Here is a 15,778-nt window from a genome sequence, read left to right on the forward strand (position 1 = left end):
GACGCGATGAAGCGCAAGCGCATCGGCGGCACGTTGGCGCGGGTCGGGTTGTTCACCGCGATCTGCCTGGTCTTCATGTTTGCCCTGGTGACCGTGTTCGGTCAGTTCCGGTTCGACTCCCGTACCGCCTACCGGGCGGTCTTCGCCAACGTGTCAGGCCTCAAGGGCGGCAACTTCGTTCGCATCGCGGGCGTGGAGATCGGCAAGGTCAGCGATCTGACCCTGAACGCGGACGGCACCGTCACGGTGGACTTCGCCATCGACCGGAACCTGAAGCTCACCGAGGGCACCGAGGCAGCGGTCCGCTACGAGAACCTCATCGGCGACCGGTACTTGGCGCTGGAAGAGGGGCCCGGGTCGGTGCGGCCGCTGCGCGCCGGGGCCACCATTCCCCTGACCAGGACCTCGCCCGCGCTGGACGTCGACGCCCTGATCGGCGGGTTCCGGCCGCTGTTCCGGGCCCTGGACCCCGATCAGGTAAACGCCCTGTCCGGTGAGCTGCTCAAGGTGTTTCAGGGCCAGGGCGGCACCATCTCGTCGGTACTGGCCCAGACGTCCTCCCTGACCACCACGCTCGCCGGACGCGACGAGCTGATCGGACAAGTGATCCACAACCTGAACACCGTGCTCTCGACGTTCGCCGCACGCAACGACCAGTTCGCCGACGGCCTCGACAAGCTGTCGCAACTGACCCAGGCGCTGGCCGACCGCAAGGGCGACATCACCACCGGCCTCGCCTACATCAATGCCGCCGCCGGGTCGGTGGCAGACCTGCTCGCCGACGCCCGTCAGCCGATCAAGGACACCGTGCAGCAGACCGACCGCTTCGCCGGACAGGTCGAGGCCGATCACGACTACGTCGACGATCTGGTCAAGACCCTTCCCGACGCCTATCAGATCCTCGCCAGACAGGGCCTCTACGGCGACTACTTCGGGTTCTATCTCTGCGACGCCATCCTGAAGGTCAACGGCAAGGGGGGCCAACCGGTCTTCGTCAAACTGGCGGGCCAGGATTCGGGACGGTGCACACCGAAGTGAAGCGACCCACCATCAAACCCCTCGGCGAACGCAACAAGGCCGCCGTCGGAACCGTCGGCACACTGCTCCTGCTCGCACTCGTCGTCGCGGCCTTCTCCTACGACGAGCTGCCGTTCATCAAGGGCACCTCCGACTACTCCGCGTACTTCGCCGAAGCGGGTGGCATCAAGCCCGGCAGCGAGGTCCGGGTGTCCGGGCTACAGGTCGGCAAGGTCTCCGACGTCGAACTCCAGGGCGACAAGGTGCTGGTGGACTTCACCGTTCGCAAGGGGGTGCCACTCGGCGACCGCACCGAGGCGGCGATCAAGACCGAGACGGTCCTGGGCACCAAGATGCTCGAGGTGACCCCCCGCGGCACCGGAACCCTGCAGGGCACGATCCCACTGGAGCGCACCACGTCGCCCTACGATCTCCCGTCCGCACTCGGTGATCTGACCACGGCCATCAGCGGGCTCGACACCCAGCAGCTGTCCTCGTCGCTGACCACCCTGGCCGACACGTTCCGCGACACTCCGCCGGACCTCAAGATCGCCCTCGAGGGCGTCGCCCGCTTCTCCAGCACCCTCGACCGGCGCGACGCCGAGCTGCGAAATCTGCTGGCCAACGCCAACCAGGTGACCGGCGTCCTCGCCAAGCGCAGCGACGAGATCGCCAAACTGGTGGTCAACGCCAACGCGCTCCTGGGAGAGCTTCTGACGCAACGACGTTCGATCGATGCGCTGATGGTCGACCTGACGGCGGTGTCACGGCAGCTGTCGGCCGTCATCGGGGACAATCGCACCCAGCTCAAACCCGCGCTGGACAAGCTCAACGGCGTGCTGTCGATCCTCGACGATCACAAGACCGAGCTGCAGCGCACCCTGTTCCTGTTGCGCCGGTACGCGATGTCCTTCGGAGAAGTGCTCGGTTCGGGCCCGTTCTTCAAGGCGTCGCTGGTCAATCTGGTGCCCGGTCAGTTCTCCCAGCCGTTCATCGACGCCGCGTTCTCCGACCTCGGGCTGGACCCCAACACCAAGCTCCCGTCCGAACTCGTCGACCCGGCCACCGGGCAGCCCGCCACCCCGCCACCGCCGATGCCCTTCCCGCGTACCGGGCAGGGCGGGGATCCGAGACTGAACCTGCCCGACGCGATCACGGGCAACGAGGACCCCAACGCCCCCGCCCAGTTCCCCGGCCGCTACCCCTACCGGGAGCCGCTGCCCGCGCCGCCCCCCGGCGGTCCGCCGCCGGGGCCGCCCGCCCTGCCACCGCCCGGCATCGCAGGCCCGGCCAGCCCTGCACCGTCGCCCAGTCCGGTGTATCTGCCTGCGCCGAACGAGGTTCCGCCGTCATCGGGTGGGGGTCAGTGACCGTGGCCGGCCGACTACCGTCGCTGCGGAGGGCGCGCATCGCGATCGCGTCCGTCCTGATCGTCACCCTTGCGGTGGCCATCAGCGTGGTCGCCACACCGTGGTGGAACGACGTCGGCAAGGACACCTTCACCGCCTACTTCGCGAATGCGAACGGGCTCTACACCGGCGACGAGGTCCGCATCCTCGGCGTCGCGGTGGGCCGGGTCGATGCGATCCAACCCTTGCCCGCCAACACGAAGGTGACGTTCTCGATCGACTCGAAGTACTCGGTTCCGGCCGACGCCAAGGCGGCCATCCTGTCGCCGTCACTGGTCAGCGCGCGGGCGATCCAGCTGGTGCCCGCGTACTCCGGTGGACCCAAGATGGCCTCGGGCACCAGCATTCCGCAGGAGCGCACCGCCGTGCCCGTCGAGTGGGACGACTTCCGCCAGCAGCTGGAGAAGCTCACCGACTCCCTGCAGCCCGTCACGCCCGGCGGGCCGAACTCAGTCGGTGAGTTCATCAGCAGCGCCGCGGCTAACCTTCGCGGTGAGGGAGGCACCGCCCGCGACACGGTAGTCAAGCTCTCGCAGGCGGTCTCGGCGCTCGGTGATCACAGCACCGACATCTTCAGCACCGTGAAGAACCTGCAGCTGCTGGTGTCGGCGCTGTCCTCCAGCAGTGACCTGCTCGCCGCTTTCAACGTCAACCTGGCCGACGTGACCACCGTACTGTCCAACTCCCCCAACGAGATCGCCGACGCGACCAAGGGACTGGACGGGGCGGTGTCCGATCTGCGCGGCTTCGTCGCCGACAACCGGGAGAGCATCGGAACCACGGTCGATCACCTCGCCGCGATCACCAAGGCGCTCAACGACAGTCGCGGTGACGTCAAACAGGTCCTGCACATCGCACCGACGGTGTTCCAGAACTTCATGAACATCTACCAGCCCGCCCAGAGCGCGGTCACCGGCATCCTGGCAGCGGGAAACTTCGCCAACACCGTCCAGTTCATCTGCAGCTCCATCCAGGCCGCCTCGCGGGAGAACTACGAGCAGTCCTCGAAGCTCTGCGTCCAGTACCTGGCGCCGATCATCAAGAACCGCCAGTACAACTTTCCGCCACTCGGCGTGAATCCCTTCGTGGGGGCCGCAGCCCGGCCCAACGAACTGACCTACAGCGAGCCGTGGCTCAACCCCCATCTGCCGCCACAGACACCACCGGCACCGTCCGCGGCGCCGGACGCGCCCGCCGACCCCGGTGCGCCGCTTCCCGCCGAAGCCGCAGTACCCACCGACCCCAGCCAGGGTCTGCAGGGCCTGATGCTGCCGCCGCCGACGCCCCCTCAGCAGGGGACGCCGTGAGGCGCCTGCTGGCCACCGCGCTGGCGATCGCGTGCCTGTCGACGATCCCCGGTTGTGAATGGCGAGGCCTCAATTCGCTGACCCTGCCGGGAACCGAAGGTAGCGGTGACGGTTCGTACACCATCCAGGCGCAGCTGCCCGACGTGGTGGTCATCCAGCAGAACACCCGGGTCCGAGTCGCCGACGTCAACGTCGGCAACGTCACCAAGATCGAAGTGCAGGACTGGCACGCCCTGGTGACGATGCGCATCGACGGCAACGTCCACCTGCCCGCCAACAGCACCGCCAAGGTGGGTCAGACGAGCCTGCTCGGCTCGATGCACATCGAGCTCGCCCCGCCGACCGATGCCCCGCCAGAGGGCGAGCTGGTGAACGGTTCGGTGATTCCGCTGTCCTCGGCGAGCACCTATCCCACCACCGAGCAGACTCTGGCGTCGGTGTCGATCCTGCTCAACGGCGGCGGGCTGGGCCAGCTGCAGGAGATCAACCAGTCACTGGCGAAGGCCTTCGCAGGCCGCGAGAACGACATGCGCAGCCTGCTGACCCAGCTGGATGTGTTCATCGCCCAGCTCAACGACCAGACCGACGACATCATCAGCGCCACCGAGAAGCTGAACTCGCTGGCCGGTCAGGTGGCGGCGAAGGACGCCACCGTGGACAGGGCGCTGACCACCATTCCGCAGGCGTTGGCCGTGCTGGCCGACGAGCGCACCAAGCTCGCCGACGCCATCGACGCACTCGGAAAGTTCAGTGCCATCGCCACGTCCACGGTCACCCAGTCCAAGGAGGCACTGGTGGCCAATCTGCGCAACATCGCCCCGGTGCTGCGCTCGCTGGCCGACGCCGGACCGGCGCTGACCAAGGGCCTGGACTTCCTGTCGACCTATCCCTGGGTGAAGAGCACGGTTCCCAACTGGTTCCGCGGCGACTTCGCGAACATCACCCTCGTCATCGACCTGACGCTGAGCCGCATCGACAGCAGCCTGTTCACCGGAACCAGGTGGGAGGGCAACCTCACCGAACTGGAACTGCAGTGGGGCAGGACGATCGGACAGATGCCGAGCCCGTACACCGCGGGCAACCCGCTCATCGCCCCCTATCACTTCGGAGGGTACTGAGATGCTCCGGTTGTCCCGCACGGTGTGGACCAAGCTGGCCATCCTGGCCACCATCACGCTGGTCGCCTGCGGCATCATGGCATTCGGCTTCGTCAAGGTCCCGGCTCTGCTGGGAATCGGGCGCTACCACGTCACACTTCGCCTGCCGGCCACCGGCGGGTTGTACCAGTCGTCGGTGGTGACCTATCGCGGCGACGAGATCGGCCGGGTCGGCTCCATCGCGGTGACCAGGGACGGCGTGGACGCCGATCTCAACCTCGACAGCGGAATCCCGATCCCGGCCGACGTGTCCGCGGCCGTGCACAGCCGGTCGGCGGTCGGCGAGCAGTTCGTCGAGCTGACGCCCGCTCCGGGCGCGACGGCCGGCGACGCCGGCAAGCTGCACGACGGCGACGTCATTCCCGTTGGCAGAGTGCAGATTCCACCAGACATCGGCAATCTGCTCGACGCGACGAACCGGGCTCTGCAGGCCATCCCCCACGACGATCTGCGCACCGTCGTCGACGAGGCGGCAACGGCCGTCGGAGGGCTGGGTCCCGAGCTCTCGCGCATCGTCGACGGGTCCACCGCGCTGGCCGTGGACGCGGGCAAGACCGTCGACCCGCTGACCCAGCTGATCGACCAGGCACCGCCGGTGCTGAACTCCCAGGTGCAGACCTCGGATTCGATCGCCCAGTGGGCGGCGCACACCGCGGCGATCACGGGCCAGCTCAAGGCTCGGGACCAGGCGTTCGGAGACCTGCTCACCAAGGGCGCGCCCGCGCTGAACGAGGGCAAGGCACTGTTCGACAGGGTGGCTCCCGCGCTGCCGGTGCTGCTGGCCAATCTGGTCAGCCTCGGCGACATCGCCGTGACGTACCGACCCGATCTCGAGCAGCTGCTGGTGCTCTATCCGCAGGGGACCGCCGTCATGTCGGCGATCGCCGTCGCGGATTCCGGTACCAAGCAGGCCTACAAGGGGATCTATCTGGACTTCAATCTCAACCTGAATTCACCACCGCCCTGCAATACCGGGTTCCTGCCGGTCCGCCAGCAGCGGTCGGCGTCGGACCAGGACGCCCCGGATCGGCCCGTCGGTGAGCTGTACTGCCGGGTCCCCCAGGATTCGGACCTCAACGTCCGTGGTGTGCGCAACATTCCGTGCGAGAACGATCCCGCCAAGCGGGCTCCCACGGTCGAGCTCTGCGAGAGCAACGAAGACTACGTGCCGCTCAACGACGGCTACAACTGGAAGGGCGACCCCAACGCCACACTGTCGGGTCAGGGCGTGCCGCAGTATCCGCCGGGTGTCACTCCCCCACCCGAGATGCTTCCCGCGCCCGCCGGACCCACGCTGCCCGCGGCCGGGCCCACGCCGCTGCCGCCGCCCATGGCGGCCATCCCGTACGACCCAGCCACCGGCGACTACGTCGGACCGGACGGAAGACGCTACCGGCAAGCCGATCTCGCTCATCCCGATTCCAAGACCTGGCAGACGATGCTGCTGCCGCCCACCCAGCCGTGACCGAAAACCCGAGGAGGGACACCATGACCGACGTGATCGTCGACGACCCACCCGTCGAGGCCGACGAAGACACCGACGACGTCGGTGACGACGAAGACGCCGAGGACACCGAACACGCCGTTTCGGCGTGGCCTCGGCGCCTCGCCTACGCGGTGGTGGTGGCGGTCGTCCTCGTTCTGACCGCGTTGACCGGATGGCTCGGATTCCGCGCCTACGAAGCTCACCGGGCCCTCGACCAACGCGAACTGTTCCTCCAAGTCGGGCGCCAGGGTGCCATCGATCTGACCACCATCGACTTCAACGAGGCAGACGCCGACGTCCAGCGGATCCTCGACTCGTCCACGGGTGGCTTCCGCGACGACTTCGCCAAGCGCAGCCAGCCGTTCCTCGATGCGGTCAAGCAGGCGCGGTCCAAGACCGTCGGCACAGTGACCGAGGCCGGTCTGGAGTCGGCGACCGACACCGGCGCGCAGGTTCTCGTCGCCGTTACGGTTCAGACGTCGAATGCCGGTGCAGCTCAGCAAGAACCGCGGTCGTGGCGGATGCGGGTGACCGTCGAGCAGACCGGTGACGGACCGCGGATATCGGGCGTGGAGTTCGTCGCATGACCGAGCCGAGTGTCCAGCGCACCTCCTGGTCGCGCATCGTGTTCTTCGGCGTCCTGCCGGGCCTGGCCCTGGTGCTCGCACTGGCCGCCGGCTTCCTCAAGTTCACCGATGCGACCGACCGTGTCACTCAGACGGCGGGATCGGCGTCGGTCGCGGCGGCCAGGGACGCGGCCGTCGCGCTGCTGACCTACCAACCGGATTCGGTGGAGCGTCAACTGGACGCCGCGCAGGACCGGCTGACCGGGTCGTTCCGCGACTCCTACTCGTCGCTGACGCGCGACGTGGTGATCCCAGGGGCCAAGCAGCAGCACGTCTCCACCGTCGCGACCGTCCCCGCCGCCGCCTCGGTCTCGGCCACCGAGAACCACGCCCAGGTACTCCTGTTCATCGACCAGACGGCCACCGTCGGGGACGCGAAGGGCGCACCGACCGCGACCCGGTCGACCGTGCTGGTCACGCTCGACAAGGTGGGCGGCCGGTGGCTCGTCTCCGGCTTCGAGCCGAAGTGACGGTGGGCCGGCGACGCGCCGCCGCGGCATGGCTGGGCGGGTTGGCGGTCGTCTCGGTGATGGCAGCCCCGGCCGCCCAGGCCGACAACTCGCGGCTGAACAAGAGCGTGATCGCCGACGTCTACACCGTTCAGCATCACGCCGGGTGCACCAACGACGTCGTCGCCAACGGACCGCTGCAGCTGGCCGCCCAGTGGCATGCGCTCGACGTCCTGAACGACCGAAGTCTCGACGGCGACATCGGGTCCGACGGATCCACCCCGCAGAGCCGGGCCGCCGCCGCGGGCTTCTCCGGGACCAACGTGGCCGAGACGGTGGCGATCAATCCCGCGCTGGCGATCAGCGGCATCGAATTGATCAACCAGTGGTTCGCCAACCCCGACTATCTCGCCATCATGCGGGACTGCCGCTACTCACTGATGGGCGTGTGGTCGGAGAACAGCCTCGACCGCACCGTCGTGGTGGCGATGTACGGACAACCCGCGGCGCCTCAGAAGTAGCCGCTGCCGGGCAGCCGGGTCCCGCGGACGTGGTACGCGCCGATCGCCTGTGCCTTGTAGCTGGTGGGGTTGTGCGACGCCAGCGTTCGGATGTTGCGCCAGTGCCGGTCCAGCAGATGCGCCTGCCGCACCACCGACGCCCCGCCGACGTCGAAGATCTGCGACGCCGCCTTCTGGGCGAGGGCGTCGACGACGACCTTGGCGTTGGCGGCTTGCAGCGAGGCCTCGTGCGCGAGGGCCAAGTCGGGGTCGCTTCCCTCGACGTCGGCGACGAATGCGGCGGCCAGCGCATCTGCCGCAGCCAGGACGGTGGCCCGGGCGGCGAACGCGGCCGCAGCGATCTCACCGATCTCCCGCTGCAGCAGCGGATCATCGGGCGCGGACGGTGTTGGCGCCCAAGCGAAACTGCGCGACCGCTGGTGGACGTGGGCCACGGCGTCCACGAGCAGCGCGTCCAGCACGCCCGCCTCCAACGCGGTGACGTAGAGCTGGAAGAACGCTCCCGAGTGGTACAGCGCGGGCGGTTCGGCATCGGCATCGGGCGGTGCGAATTGCAGTGTCTCCTCGGCTGAGACCGCGACGTCGTCGAAGATCGCGGTCCCAGTACCGGTGGCGCGTTGCCCCATCCCGTCCCAGTCGTCGAGCACGGTCACACCGGCCCGATCGGTCGGCACCAGCACGATCACCGTCGCGCCTTCGGGGTTGCTTGCGAGAACCTCGGCGTAGTCGGCGTAGAGGGTACCGGTGGTGAAGTACTTGCGGCCGTTGAGCCGGAACCCGTCGCCATCCTCGGTGAGCTTGGTCTGCCAGGTGAACGCGCCAGCGGGAGTCGAACCCAGTTCGGTGGACGCGTTACCGACGATCTTGCCGCTGAGTGCGAGCGCGATCACCCGGGACCGCTCGTCGGCACCGAGGCGAAGGCGTTCCTCGACATGGGCGAAGTGGCCGCGCAGGATGTGTGCGACGTTCACGTCCGCGGCGGCCAGGTCGATGACCGTGGCGAACAATTCACGCAGCGTCGCACCCCCACCACCCTCCTCGAGCGGAATGCGGAGTGCACCGAGTCCCGCTTGGCGCGCGAGATCGATTGCGGCGAAAGGCCGTTCACCGGACCGCTCACGTTCGAGGGCGCCTTCGCCAATCGCCGCGATCAGTTCGGCCAATCGATCCGAACCGTAGGTTGTGGCGTTGGTGCGCTGGTCGGTGACAGTCATCGGGTAACCTCCTGGTCGACGCGGCGGTAGCGTGCCGCTCGGTGGGTATCGGGTAGATGGGATCCCTTGCCGAACAACTTGTTCCGCAGGGTGCCCTCGGCATAGGCGGTCTTGTACGCCCCGCGCCTCTGCAACTCGGGAATGACGTGGTCGATGAAGTCGACGAACGAGCCCGGGGTGATGACGTTGGTGAGGTTGAACCCATCGACGTCGGTCTCCTCGACCCACTCCTGTAGATCGTCGGCGACCTGGGTTGGTGAGCCGACGCTGAAGCCGCCCTCGGCGTCGATCGCATGGGCGTCGATGAAGTCGCGCAGCGTCCACTGGCCCTGACCGAACATCTGCACCGAAGACTTGAGGTACTCGTTGTCGGTGACGGCAACCGGGTCGTCGAGGTCGAACCGGGACAGGTCGGTGCCGAGCCATCCCGACCACAGCGCGAGCGCGCCCTCGGGATCGGTGTAGCGCCGAAAGTCCTCGTAGCGCGCCCGAGCCGCCGCCTCATCGGCACCGGTGACCACCACGTGACCGTTGACGATCTTCACGTCGTGCGGATCGCGACCGGCAGCCGCCGCGCGCGCCCGGATGTCGGCGACCGCCTCCTTGAGCACCTCCTTGGTCGGTGCGCCGATGAAGATCACCTCGGCGTTCTCGGCGCCGAATTGACGACCGCGATTGGATGCCCCCGCCTGATACAGCACCGGGGTTCGCTGCAGCGACGGTTCGGACAGGTGAATCCCAGGGACGCGAAAGTGCTTGCCGTCGTGTTCGATTGGATGCACTTTGCCCGGATCGGCGTAGTGTGCGCGGCCCGGTTCGGTGCCCACCGCATCGTCGTCCCACGACCCCTCCCACAGCTTGTAGAGCACCTCGGTGTACTCGTCGGCGATGTCGTAGCGGTCGGCATGCGGGGTGATGGTGTCCAGGCCGTGATTGCGAGCCGCGCTCTCCAGATAGCCGGTGACGACGTTCCAGCCGACCCGCCCCTTGGTCAGATGGTCCAGTGTGGACATCCGGCGGGCAAACGAGTACGGGTGCTCGAACGAGGTGGCCGCGGTGATCCCGAAACCGAGATGCTCGGTGACGGTGGCCATGGCGGGAACGACCAGCAGCGGATCGTTCACCGGCACTTGGGCTCCCGACCGGATGGCCGCATCGGGGCCCCCGCCGTACACGTCGTAGATGCCGAGTACGTCGGCGATGAACAAGCCATCGAACAATCCACGTTCCAGCAGCTTGGCCAGCTCGAGCCAGTACTCGAGGTCCTTGTACCTCGCGGCCTGAGACTCGGGGTGCCGCCACGTGCCGGCGACGATGTGGGTCACGCAGTTCATGTCGAACGCGTTGAGGACGATCTGGCGGGTCATCTCGGGGCTCCTGGGCTGATCTGCGGTTGCACGGCGGGCAGGCTCGCGAGCAGCGTTCGGGTGTAGGGATCTCGAGGTGCATCGAAGATCTCTGCAGCCGTTCCCGATTCGACGACCCGGCCATCGCGCATCACCAGTACCCGGTCGGCGACGTGGTGGATGACTCCGAGATCGTGAGAGATGAACAGATAGGACAGCCGCAGCCGCTGCTGCAGGTCGGCGAGAAGGTCGAGCACCTGCGCCTGAATGGTGACGTCGAGCGCCGACACCGGCTCGTCACACACGATGAGTGACGGCTCCGGTGCCAGAGCGCGGGCGATCGCGACGCGCTGGCGCTGTCCGCCAGACAACAGCAGTGGCCGCCGATCGGCATGCTCCTCGGAGAGTCCGACGTCCGCGAGCAGTTCGGCGCCGCGCTGGCGCCTGGCGGCCGCATCCGGGTACAGGGCCGCTGGCACGGCGTCCTCGACGATCCTGCGCACCGTCCATCGCGGGTCGAACGATCCCAGGGGGTCCTGGTAGATCACCGAGATGCGGTGGCGCAGCGGGCGGCGCTGCGCCTCGGTCGACTCGCTCCACCGATGACCGGCCAACTGGACGGTGCCCTGGTCAGGTGGAAGGAGGGCCAGCACGAGTTGCGCGGTGGTGGTCTTGCCGGACCCGGACTCCCCGACGATGCCGAGCGTCTCGCCGACCCCGATCGTGAACGACACTCCGTCGACGGCGGTCCGCGTCACCCCGTCGGGTCCCCGGAACCGCTTCACCAGACCGTCGGCGGCGAGCACGATGCCGTCCGGTGGCGACTCCTGCTGGCGGACATCGTGATCCGTCGACGCCGGCCGCAGCGCCGCGTTCGACAGCCGCGTGCCCTTGCGGTGCGCGGCGGGCACGGCGTCGAGCAGCGTCCGCGTGTAGGGATGAGTCGGCGACGTCAGTACGTCATCGACGCGCCCCTGCTCCACCACTTGACCGTCTCGCATCACCGCGACCCGGTCGGCGAGCCTGCTCACGACGGCCAGGTCGTGGCTGATCAGGATCAGGCCGGTGCCGCGGTCCTTCATCGCCGCCAGCAGGTCGAGGATCTGCGCCTGGATGGTCACGTCGAGTGCCGTGGTGGGTTCGTCGGCGATCACCAGCGGGGGGTCCAGCGCGATCGCCGACGCGATCAGCGCGCGCTGGCGCTGACCGCCGGACAGTTCGTGCGGCAGTTGCCGGGCCCGCAGTTCGGGCTCTGGCACCCCGACGGCGGTCAGCAGGTCGATTACGCGGGCACGTCGGCGCGTCCGGTTGCCGTAACGATGCAGTCGCAGGGTCTCGCCGATCTCGTGACCGACGGTGCGCAAGGGGTCCAGGGAGACCAGCGCATCCTGCAGAACGAATCCCACCTGACGGCCACGCAGCCGCCGCCAATCACGATCGCGATTGCGCAACAACATCTTTCCCTGCAGCTCAAGACGCGTCGCGGTTACCCGTGCACCGGGACCCGCGAGTCCCAGCAGTGAGCGTGCCGTCACGCTCTTCCCGGATCCGGATTCACCGACGATCGCCAGACATTCACCCGGCGCCACCTCCAGGGAGACACCCCGGACCACCGGTTCGCGGTCGCCGAACCCGACGGTGAGGTCCGTGACCTCCAGCAGTGCCGTCATGCCAACCGCCCTTCGAGTCGCTGCTGAGCATGGCGGCCGAGCACCGTGACGGCGAGAGTGCAGCCGACGATCGCCAGACCGGGGAACAGTTCCAGCCACCACGCCGTGGAGACGAAGTCCCGTCCAGCGTCGAGCATCGCGCCCCACTCCGGGGCGGGCGGCGCAACGCCGAGCCCGAGAAAGCTCAGCGACGACGACCAGACGATCGACTGCCCGACACCCATGGTGGCGAGCACCACCAGTGGCCGCATGGCGTTCGGAAATACGTGCTGGGCGATGATGCGGGACCGGCTGTGCCCCAGGGCCGTTGCCGCGCTGACGTAGCCGGAACCCCTCACCGCGATCACCTGCCCACGCACCATCCAGGCATACCCGGCCGCCGAACCTAGCGCCACCGCCACGATCTCGGTGCCGACACCGGGGCCCAGCACCGCAATGAACACCAAGGCCAACAGCAGACCCGGCAGGGCCAGCAGGACTTCGAGGAACCGACTGATGGCGCCGTCGGTCAACCGGCCGCCGAGACCGGCGGCGAATCCGAACGCGATCGCCGCCACCAGCGCGAGCGTAGTGGCCCCGGTACCGATCAGCAGCGAGCTGCGGGCCCCGAACACGACGCGGGTGTAGATGTCGCGGCCCGATGCGTCGGTGCCGAACCAGTGGTGCAGCGACGGCGCCTGGACCGCCGCTTCGATGTTGGTGTCGAAGGGGGTCCCGGTGGTGAAGACCGATGGCGCCACGGCCCAGGCCACGACGAGCACCAGGATCGCGGCGGACAGCCAAACGGCGGGCCGGATCGTCCGGCCGTTCCGGCGGCGGGCGACCGGCGCCGTCGCGGCGGACGTGGTGACGGTCAGACCGTCGGCGACGTTGACGGTCATCGCGCCGCCCTCCGCAGCCGGGGATCGATCCGCCCGAACGCGAGATTGACCAGCAGGTTGGCCACCACGTAGATCGCGGCGACGAACAGCGTCACCCCGACCACGACGGGCATGTCCTGACTCTTGACGGCGTCGACGAGGACGCGCCCCAGCCCTGGTCGGACGAAGACCGCCTCGACGATCACCGCCGTCGAGAACAGCGACCCCAGGGCCCAGCCCGATAGCGTAAGGCCGGGCAGCACGGCGTGACGCAGCGCGTGTCGCCAGCGCACGGCGAAGTCGCTCATCCCCCGCGCCCGGGCCGAGACCGCGAACGGCTGCTCCATCGCCGACGAGAACTCGTCACGGGTCACCTGGCCGAGGAACCCAGCCAGCGGCAGGGCGAGGGTCAGTGTCGGGAGCACCAGCCCCTCCGGACCACCGTCACCGACGACCGGCAGCACGTGTAGCGAGAACGCGAACACCACCAGCAGCACGATGCCCAACCAGTACTGCGGCAGCGCAGCCAGCAGCGTCTCCAGACCGGAGCCGATCGCGGCCAGCGCGCGGCCGCGGTGCGCGGTCAACAGGGTGACCACGACCGCGATCAGCCACGACGCGACCAGCGCGGTGATCGTGAGGGTCAACGTGGAACCGAGCTGCTGACCGATGATGTCGGATACCGGCTGCTTGCGAACGTACGACGTGCCAAGGTCACCCCGGAGCAGGCCGCCGAGATAGTCGAAGTACTGGACGACGACCGGCTTGTCGAACCCGTACTGCGTTCGGACGGCGGCCAATTGATCAGGTGTGGGCTTGGCGCCCGCGCCGCCGAGGATCGTCTGCGCGGGATCGGTCGGCATCAGCTGCTCGATGACGAAGGTCAACGTCGCAGCGCCCCAGAGGACTCCGACCACCCCGGCGAGACGCCACGCGATCTGCCTCGGGTTCACGGTGCCAGCCAGGCGTCGTGCAACACCGGCTCACCCTCCGACGGCTCGATCCAAACGTCCTGCAGGTGCTTCTTCGAGACCAGCCTGGTGGTCTGCGGGTACAACCCGAGGTGGTAGGCGTTCTGCGCGACGAGGGTCTGAACCTGGTCGTAGAGATGCTTCTGCTGTTCGACGTCGGACGCGGCGGCGATGTCCTTCAGCGGGGCGTCGATCGCAGGATTCGACACCCATGCCATGTTGTTGCCCGGTGCCAGATTCATCGAATCGGTCGAGTACAGCAGGGTGAGCACCAACGGTGTCGGGCTGTTCCAGTACGCACCGGCGAGCGCGTCGTAGGCGTTCATGTCGGTGAAGGCGGCGAAGTACTGATCCTGCGGGATCGGCTTGAGCACGAGGTTGAATCCGATCTCCTTCTCCGCCGCCTGGACGTCCTGGTAGAGGGTGACGTCGGCGGGAGGGGTGTCCCCGGGATCCGAGGAGTAGATCACCGTCGCGGTGAGCTGCTTGCCGTCCTTGGTGCGGAAGCCATCGGCATCGCGCTGCGTCCAACCGGCCGCGTCGAGCAACTGGTTGGCCTTGGCGGGGTCGTTCTCGTAATTGGCGCGCAGGTCCTTGTCCAGGAAGGGCGTAGTGGACGTGAGCGGGCCCGGTTCCCAATCGAAGACGCCTAGATAGGCGCTCTTGACGGCGGCCTCGGCGTTCGAGCCGTGAATGAACGCCTGCCGTACGGCGGTATCGGTGAAGGGAAAGCGGGTGGTGTTCAACGCGAACCCGTTCGGCAGGCCGGTGTGAGTGAACTCCTGCAGAGCGAGGTTCGGATCCGCCTTCAGCGTTGCGTTCTGCTGGGCGGGCGGGTTGAAGATGATGTCGGCGCCCTCACCCTGGACGGCCCCGAAACGGACCGAACCGTCCTCGAGGAACTTCCAGCTGACGTGGTCCAGATACGCGGGTCCCTGATGCTTGGCATCGGCCGGCGCGGAGTCGTAGTCGGCGTTGCGATCCAGTTCGACGCTCTGGCCGTGGACCCACTGCTTGACGACGAAGGGGCCGGTGCCGACTGGCGATTGGCAGTTGGCAGCCAACCCGCGCGCCATCGCCTTCGGCGACTCGATGCCGAAGAACGCCTGCGACAGGACCGGCAGCAGCGCCGAATATGGGGACTTCAGCACGAGCTCGAACGTCGTGGGGTCCACCGCGCGCGACGATGCGTAGTACGGCCGCAGGTAACCGGTGTCGGTGAGCGACTGCGTCGCCGGGTCCAGCATCTGGTCGAAGTTCGCCTTCACGGCGGCAGCGTCCAGCGGCGTGCCGTCGTGGAACTTCACCCCCTGCTTGATCTTGAAGGTGTAGGTGAGGCCGTCTGGCGAGATGGTCCAGGAGTCCGCCAGCCACGGCACCACGGTGCCGTCGGGTCGCTCGGAGACCAGCGAGTCGAGGAACTGCCGCGCGACGTAGGTCTGGGGCATGTCGCCGTTGTTGTGCGGATCGAGGCAGGCCGGTTCCCGGTCGGCGCCGTAGACGACGGTACCGCCCTTGACCGGCGGCCCGGCGGCCGCCGACGACCGGGAATCACCGCCACCTCCGCCACAACCCGCGAGGGCCAGGGTGACGACGAGGGCGGCGGAACCCAGCAGGGTACGGGTGGTGCGGGAAGCGGGCATCGATGGCTAATCCTTCGTGAAATGTCTTGTCGCACTGCTGTGCCCCGCGCCGAACGATCGAGACGTCGTTGCCGGGATCGCACCGCGACGGGGCTCAGCAAT

The 15,778-nt window shown here is 67.9% G+C and carries 14 protein-coding genes; 8 read left to right on the top strand and 6 right to left on the bottom strand.

Translation table 11 applies throughout. From position 1 onward, the window contains the following. Window positions 1-6: 6 nt before the first annotated feature. The 8 genes from SBI80_RS17045 to SBI80_RS17080 are packed head-to-tail and all read left to right on the top strand — an operon-like array spanning window position 7 to window position 7,972. Window positions 7-1,038, top strand: coding sequence for an MCE family protein (locus tag SBI80_RS17045; protein WP_318975986.1), 1,032 nt, complete (start codon window positions 7-9; stop codon window positions 1,036-1,038). Then, window positions 1,035-2,387, top strand: a complete 1,353-nt coding sequence (locus SBI80_RS17050; RefSeq protein ID WP_318975987.1) for an MCE family protein — start codon at window positions 1,035-1,037, stop codon at window positions 2,385-2,387. Before SBI80_RS17045 ends, SBI80_RS17050 begins: the two co-directional genes overlap by 4 nt. Further along, window positions 2,384-3,733 carry an MCE family protein gene (locus SBI80_RS17055; RefSeq protein ID WP_318975988.1) on the top strand — a complete coding sequence of 450 codons (1,350 nt, stop codon included), beginning with the start codon at window positions 2,384-2,386 and terminating at the stop codon, window positions 3,731-3,733. The genes SBI80_RS17050 and SBI80_RS17055 overlap by 4 nt, the downstream gene beginning before the upstream one ends. Then, window positions 3,730-4,851: an MCE family protein gene (locus SBI80_RS17060; protein WP_318975989.1), complete on the top strand. Its 1,122-nt coding sequence runs from the start codon at window positions 3,730-3,732 to the stop codon at window positions 4,849-4,851. The genes SBI80_RS17055 and SBI80_RS17060 overlap by 4 nt, the downstream gene beginning before the upstream one ends. A 1-nt stretch (window position 4,852) precedes the next feature. Beyond that, window positions 4,853-6,355, top strand: a complete 1,503-nt coding sequence (locus tag SBI80_RS17065; RefSeq protein WP_318975990.1) for an MCE family protein — start codon at window positions 4,853-4,855, stop codon at window positions 6,353-6,355. A 23-nt stretch (window positions 6,356-6,378) separates the two neighbouring features. Next, window positions 6,379-6,963, top strand: coding sequence for an Rv1363c family protein (locus SBI80_RS17070; RefSeq protein ID WP_318975991.1), 585 nt, complete (start codon window positions 6,379-6,381; stop codon window positions 6,961-6,963). Continuing rightward, window positions 6,960-7,472, top strand: a complete 513-nt coding sequence (locus SBI80_RS17075; RefSeq protein ID WP_318975992.1) for an Rv1363c family protein — start codon at window positions 6,960-6,962, stop codon at window positions 7,470-7,472. Before SBI80_RS17070 ends, SBI80_RS17075 begins: the two co-directional genes overlap by 4 nt. Beyond that, the gene (locus tag SBI80_RS17080) at window positions 7,469-7,972 is read left to right on the top strand and encodes a CAP domain-containing protein (protein WP_413232747.1); all 504 of its coding nucleotides are present in this window, start codon (window positions 7,469-7,471) and stop codon (window positions 7,970-7,972) included. Before SBI80_RS17075 ends, SBI80_RS17080 begins: the two co-directional genes overlap by 4 nt. Here SBI80_RS17080 and SBI80_RS17085 read toward each other — a convergent pair. From SBI80_RS17085 to SBI80_RS17110, 6 genes are read right to left on the bottom strand one after another with little or no spacing between them, the layout of a single operon-like run. Next, the gene (locus tag SBI80_RS17085; RefSeq protein WP_318975993.1) at window positions 7,963-9,186 is read right to left on the bottom strand and encodes an acyl-CoA dehydrogenase family protein; all 1,224 of its coding nucleotides are present in this window, start codon (window positions 9,184-9,186) and stop codon (window positions 7,963-7,965) included. The genes SBI80_RS17080 and SBI80_RS17085 overlap by 10 nt on opposite strands. Then, window positions 9,183-10,553: an LLM class flavin-dependent oxidoreductase gene (locus SBI80_RS17090; protein ID WP_318975994.1), complete on the bottom strand. Its 1,371-nt coding sequence runs from the start codon at window positions 10,551-10,553 to the stop codon at window positions 9,183-9,185. Before SBI80_RS17090 ends, SBI80_RS17085 begins: the two co-directional genes overlap by 4 nt. Continuing rightward, on the bottom strand, window positions 10,550-12,202 hold the full coding sequence (locus tag SBI80_RS17095) for a dipeptide ABC transporter ATP-binding protein (protein ID WP_318975995.1): 1,653 nt from the start codon (window positions 12,200-12,202) through the stop codon (window positions 10,550-10,552). The genes SBI80_RS17090 and SBI80_RS17095 overlap by 4 nt, the downstream gene beginning before the upstream one ends. Continuing rightward, a complete protein-coding gene (locus SBI80_RS17100) occupies window positions 12,199-13,083 on the bottom strand; it encodes an ABC transporter permease (RefSeq protein ID WP_318975996.1) in 885 nt (294 codons plus the stop codon). The genes SBI80_RS17095 and SBI80_RS17100 overlap by 4 nt, the downstream gene beginning before the upstream one ends. Further along, on the bottom strand, window positions 13,080-14,015 hold the full coding sequence (locus tag SBI80_RS17105; RefSeq protein WP_318975997.1) for an ABC transporter permease: 936 nt from the start codon (window positions 14,013-14,015) through the stop codon (window positions 13,080-13,082). The genes SBI80_RS17100 and SBI80_RS17105 overlap by 4 nt, the downstream gene beginning before the upstream one ends. After that, window positions 14,012-15,676: an ABC transporter substrate-binding protein gene (locus SBI80_RS17110; protein ID WP_318975998.1), complete on the bottom strand. Its 1,665-nt coding sequence runs from the start codon at window positions 15,674-15,676 to the stop codon at window positions 14,012-14,014. The genes SBI80_RS17105 and SBI80_RS17110 overlap by 4 nt, the downstream gene beginning before the upstream one ends. Window positions 15,677-15,778: the final 102 nt, after the last annotated feature.

Source organism: Mycolicibacterium sichuanense (assembly GCF_033741125.1).
Lineage (GTDB): Bacteria > Actinomycetota > Actinomycetes > Mycobacteriales > Mycobacteriaceae > Mycobacterium.

Excerpts from the sequence above, each read along its gene's own strand:
- SBI80_RS17045 (WP_318975986.1), top strand. The coding sequence starts at position 7 with ATGAAGCGCAAGCGCATCGGCGGCACGTTGGCGCGGGTCGGGTTGTTC.
- SBI80_RS17065 (WP_318975990.1), top strand. The coding sequence starts at position 4,853 with ATGCTCCGGTTGTCCCGCACGGTGTGGACCAAGCTGGCCATCCTGGCC.
- SBI80_RS17070 (WP_318975991.1), top strand. The coding sequence starts at position 6,379 with ATGACCGACGTGATCGTCGACGACCCACCCGTCGAGGCCGACGAAGAC.
- SBI80_RS17075 (WP_318975992.1), top strand. The coding sequence starts at position 6,960 with ATGACCGAGCCGAGTGTCCAGCGCACCTCCTGGTCGCGCATCGTGTTC.
- SBI80_RS17085 (WP_318975993.1), bottom strand. The coding sequence starts at position 9,186 with ATGACTGTCACCGACCAGCGCACCAACGCCACAACCTACGGTTCGGAT.
- SBI80_RS17090 (WP_318975994.1), bottom strand. The coding sequence starts at position 10,553 with ATGACCCGCCAGATCGTCCTCAACGCGTTCGACATGAACTGCGTGACC.
- SBI80_RS17095 (WP_318975995.1), bottom strand. The coding sequence starts at position 12,202 with ATGACGGCACTGCTGGAGGTCACGGACCTCACCGTCGGGTTCGGCGAC.
- SBI80_RS17100 (WP_318975996.1), bottom strand. The coding sequence starts at position 13,083 with ATGACCGTCAACGTCGCCGACGGTCTGACCGTCACCACGTCCGCCGCG.
- SBI80_RS17110 (WP_318975998.1), bottom strand. The coding sequence starts at position 15,676 with ATGCCCGCTTCCCGCACCACCCGTACCCTGCTGGGTTCCGCCGCCCTC.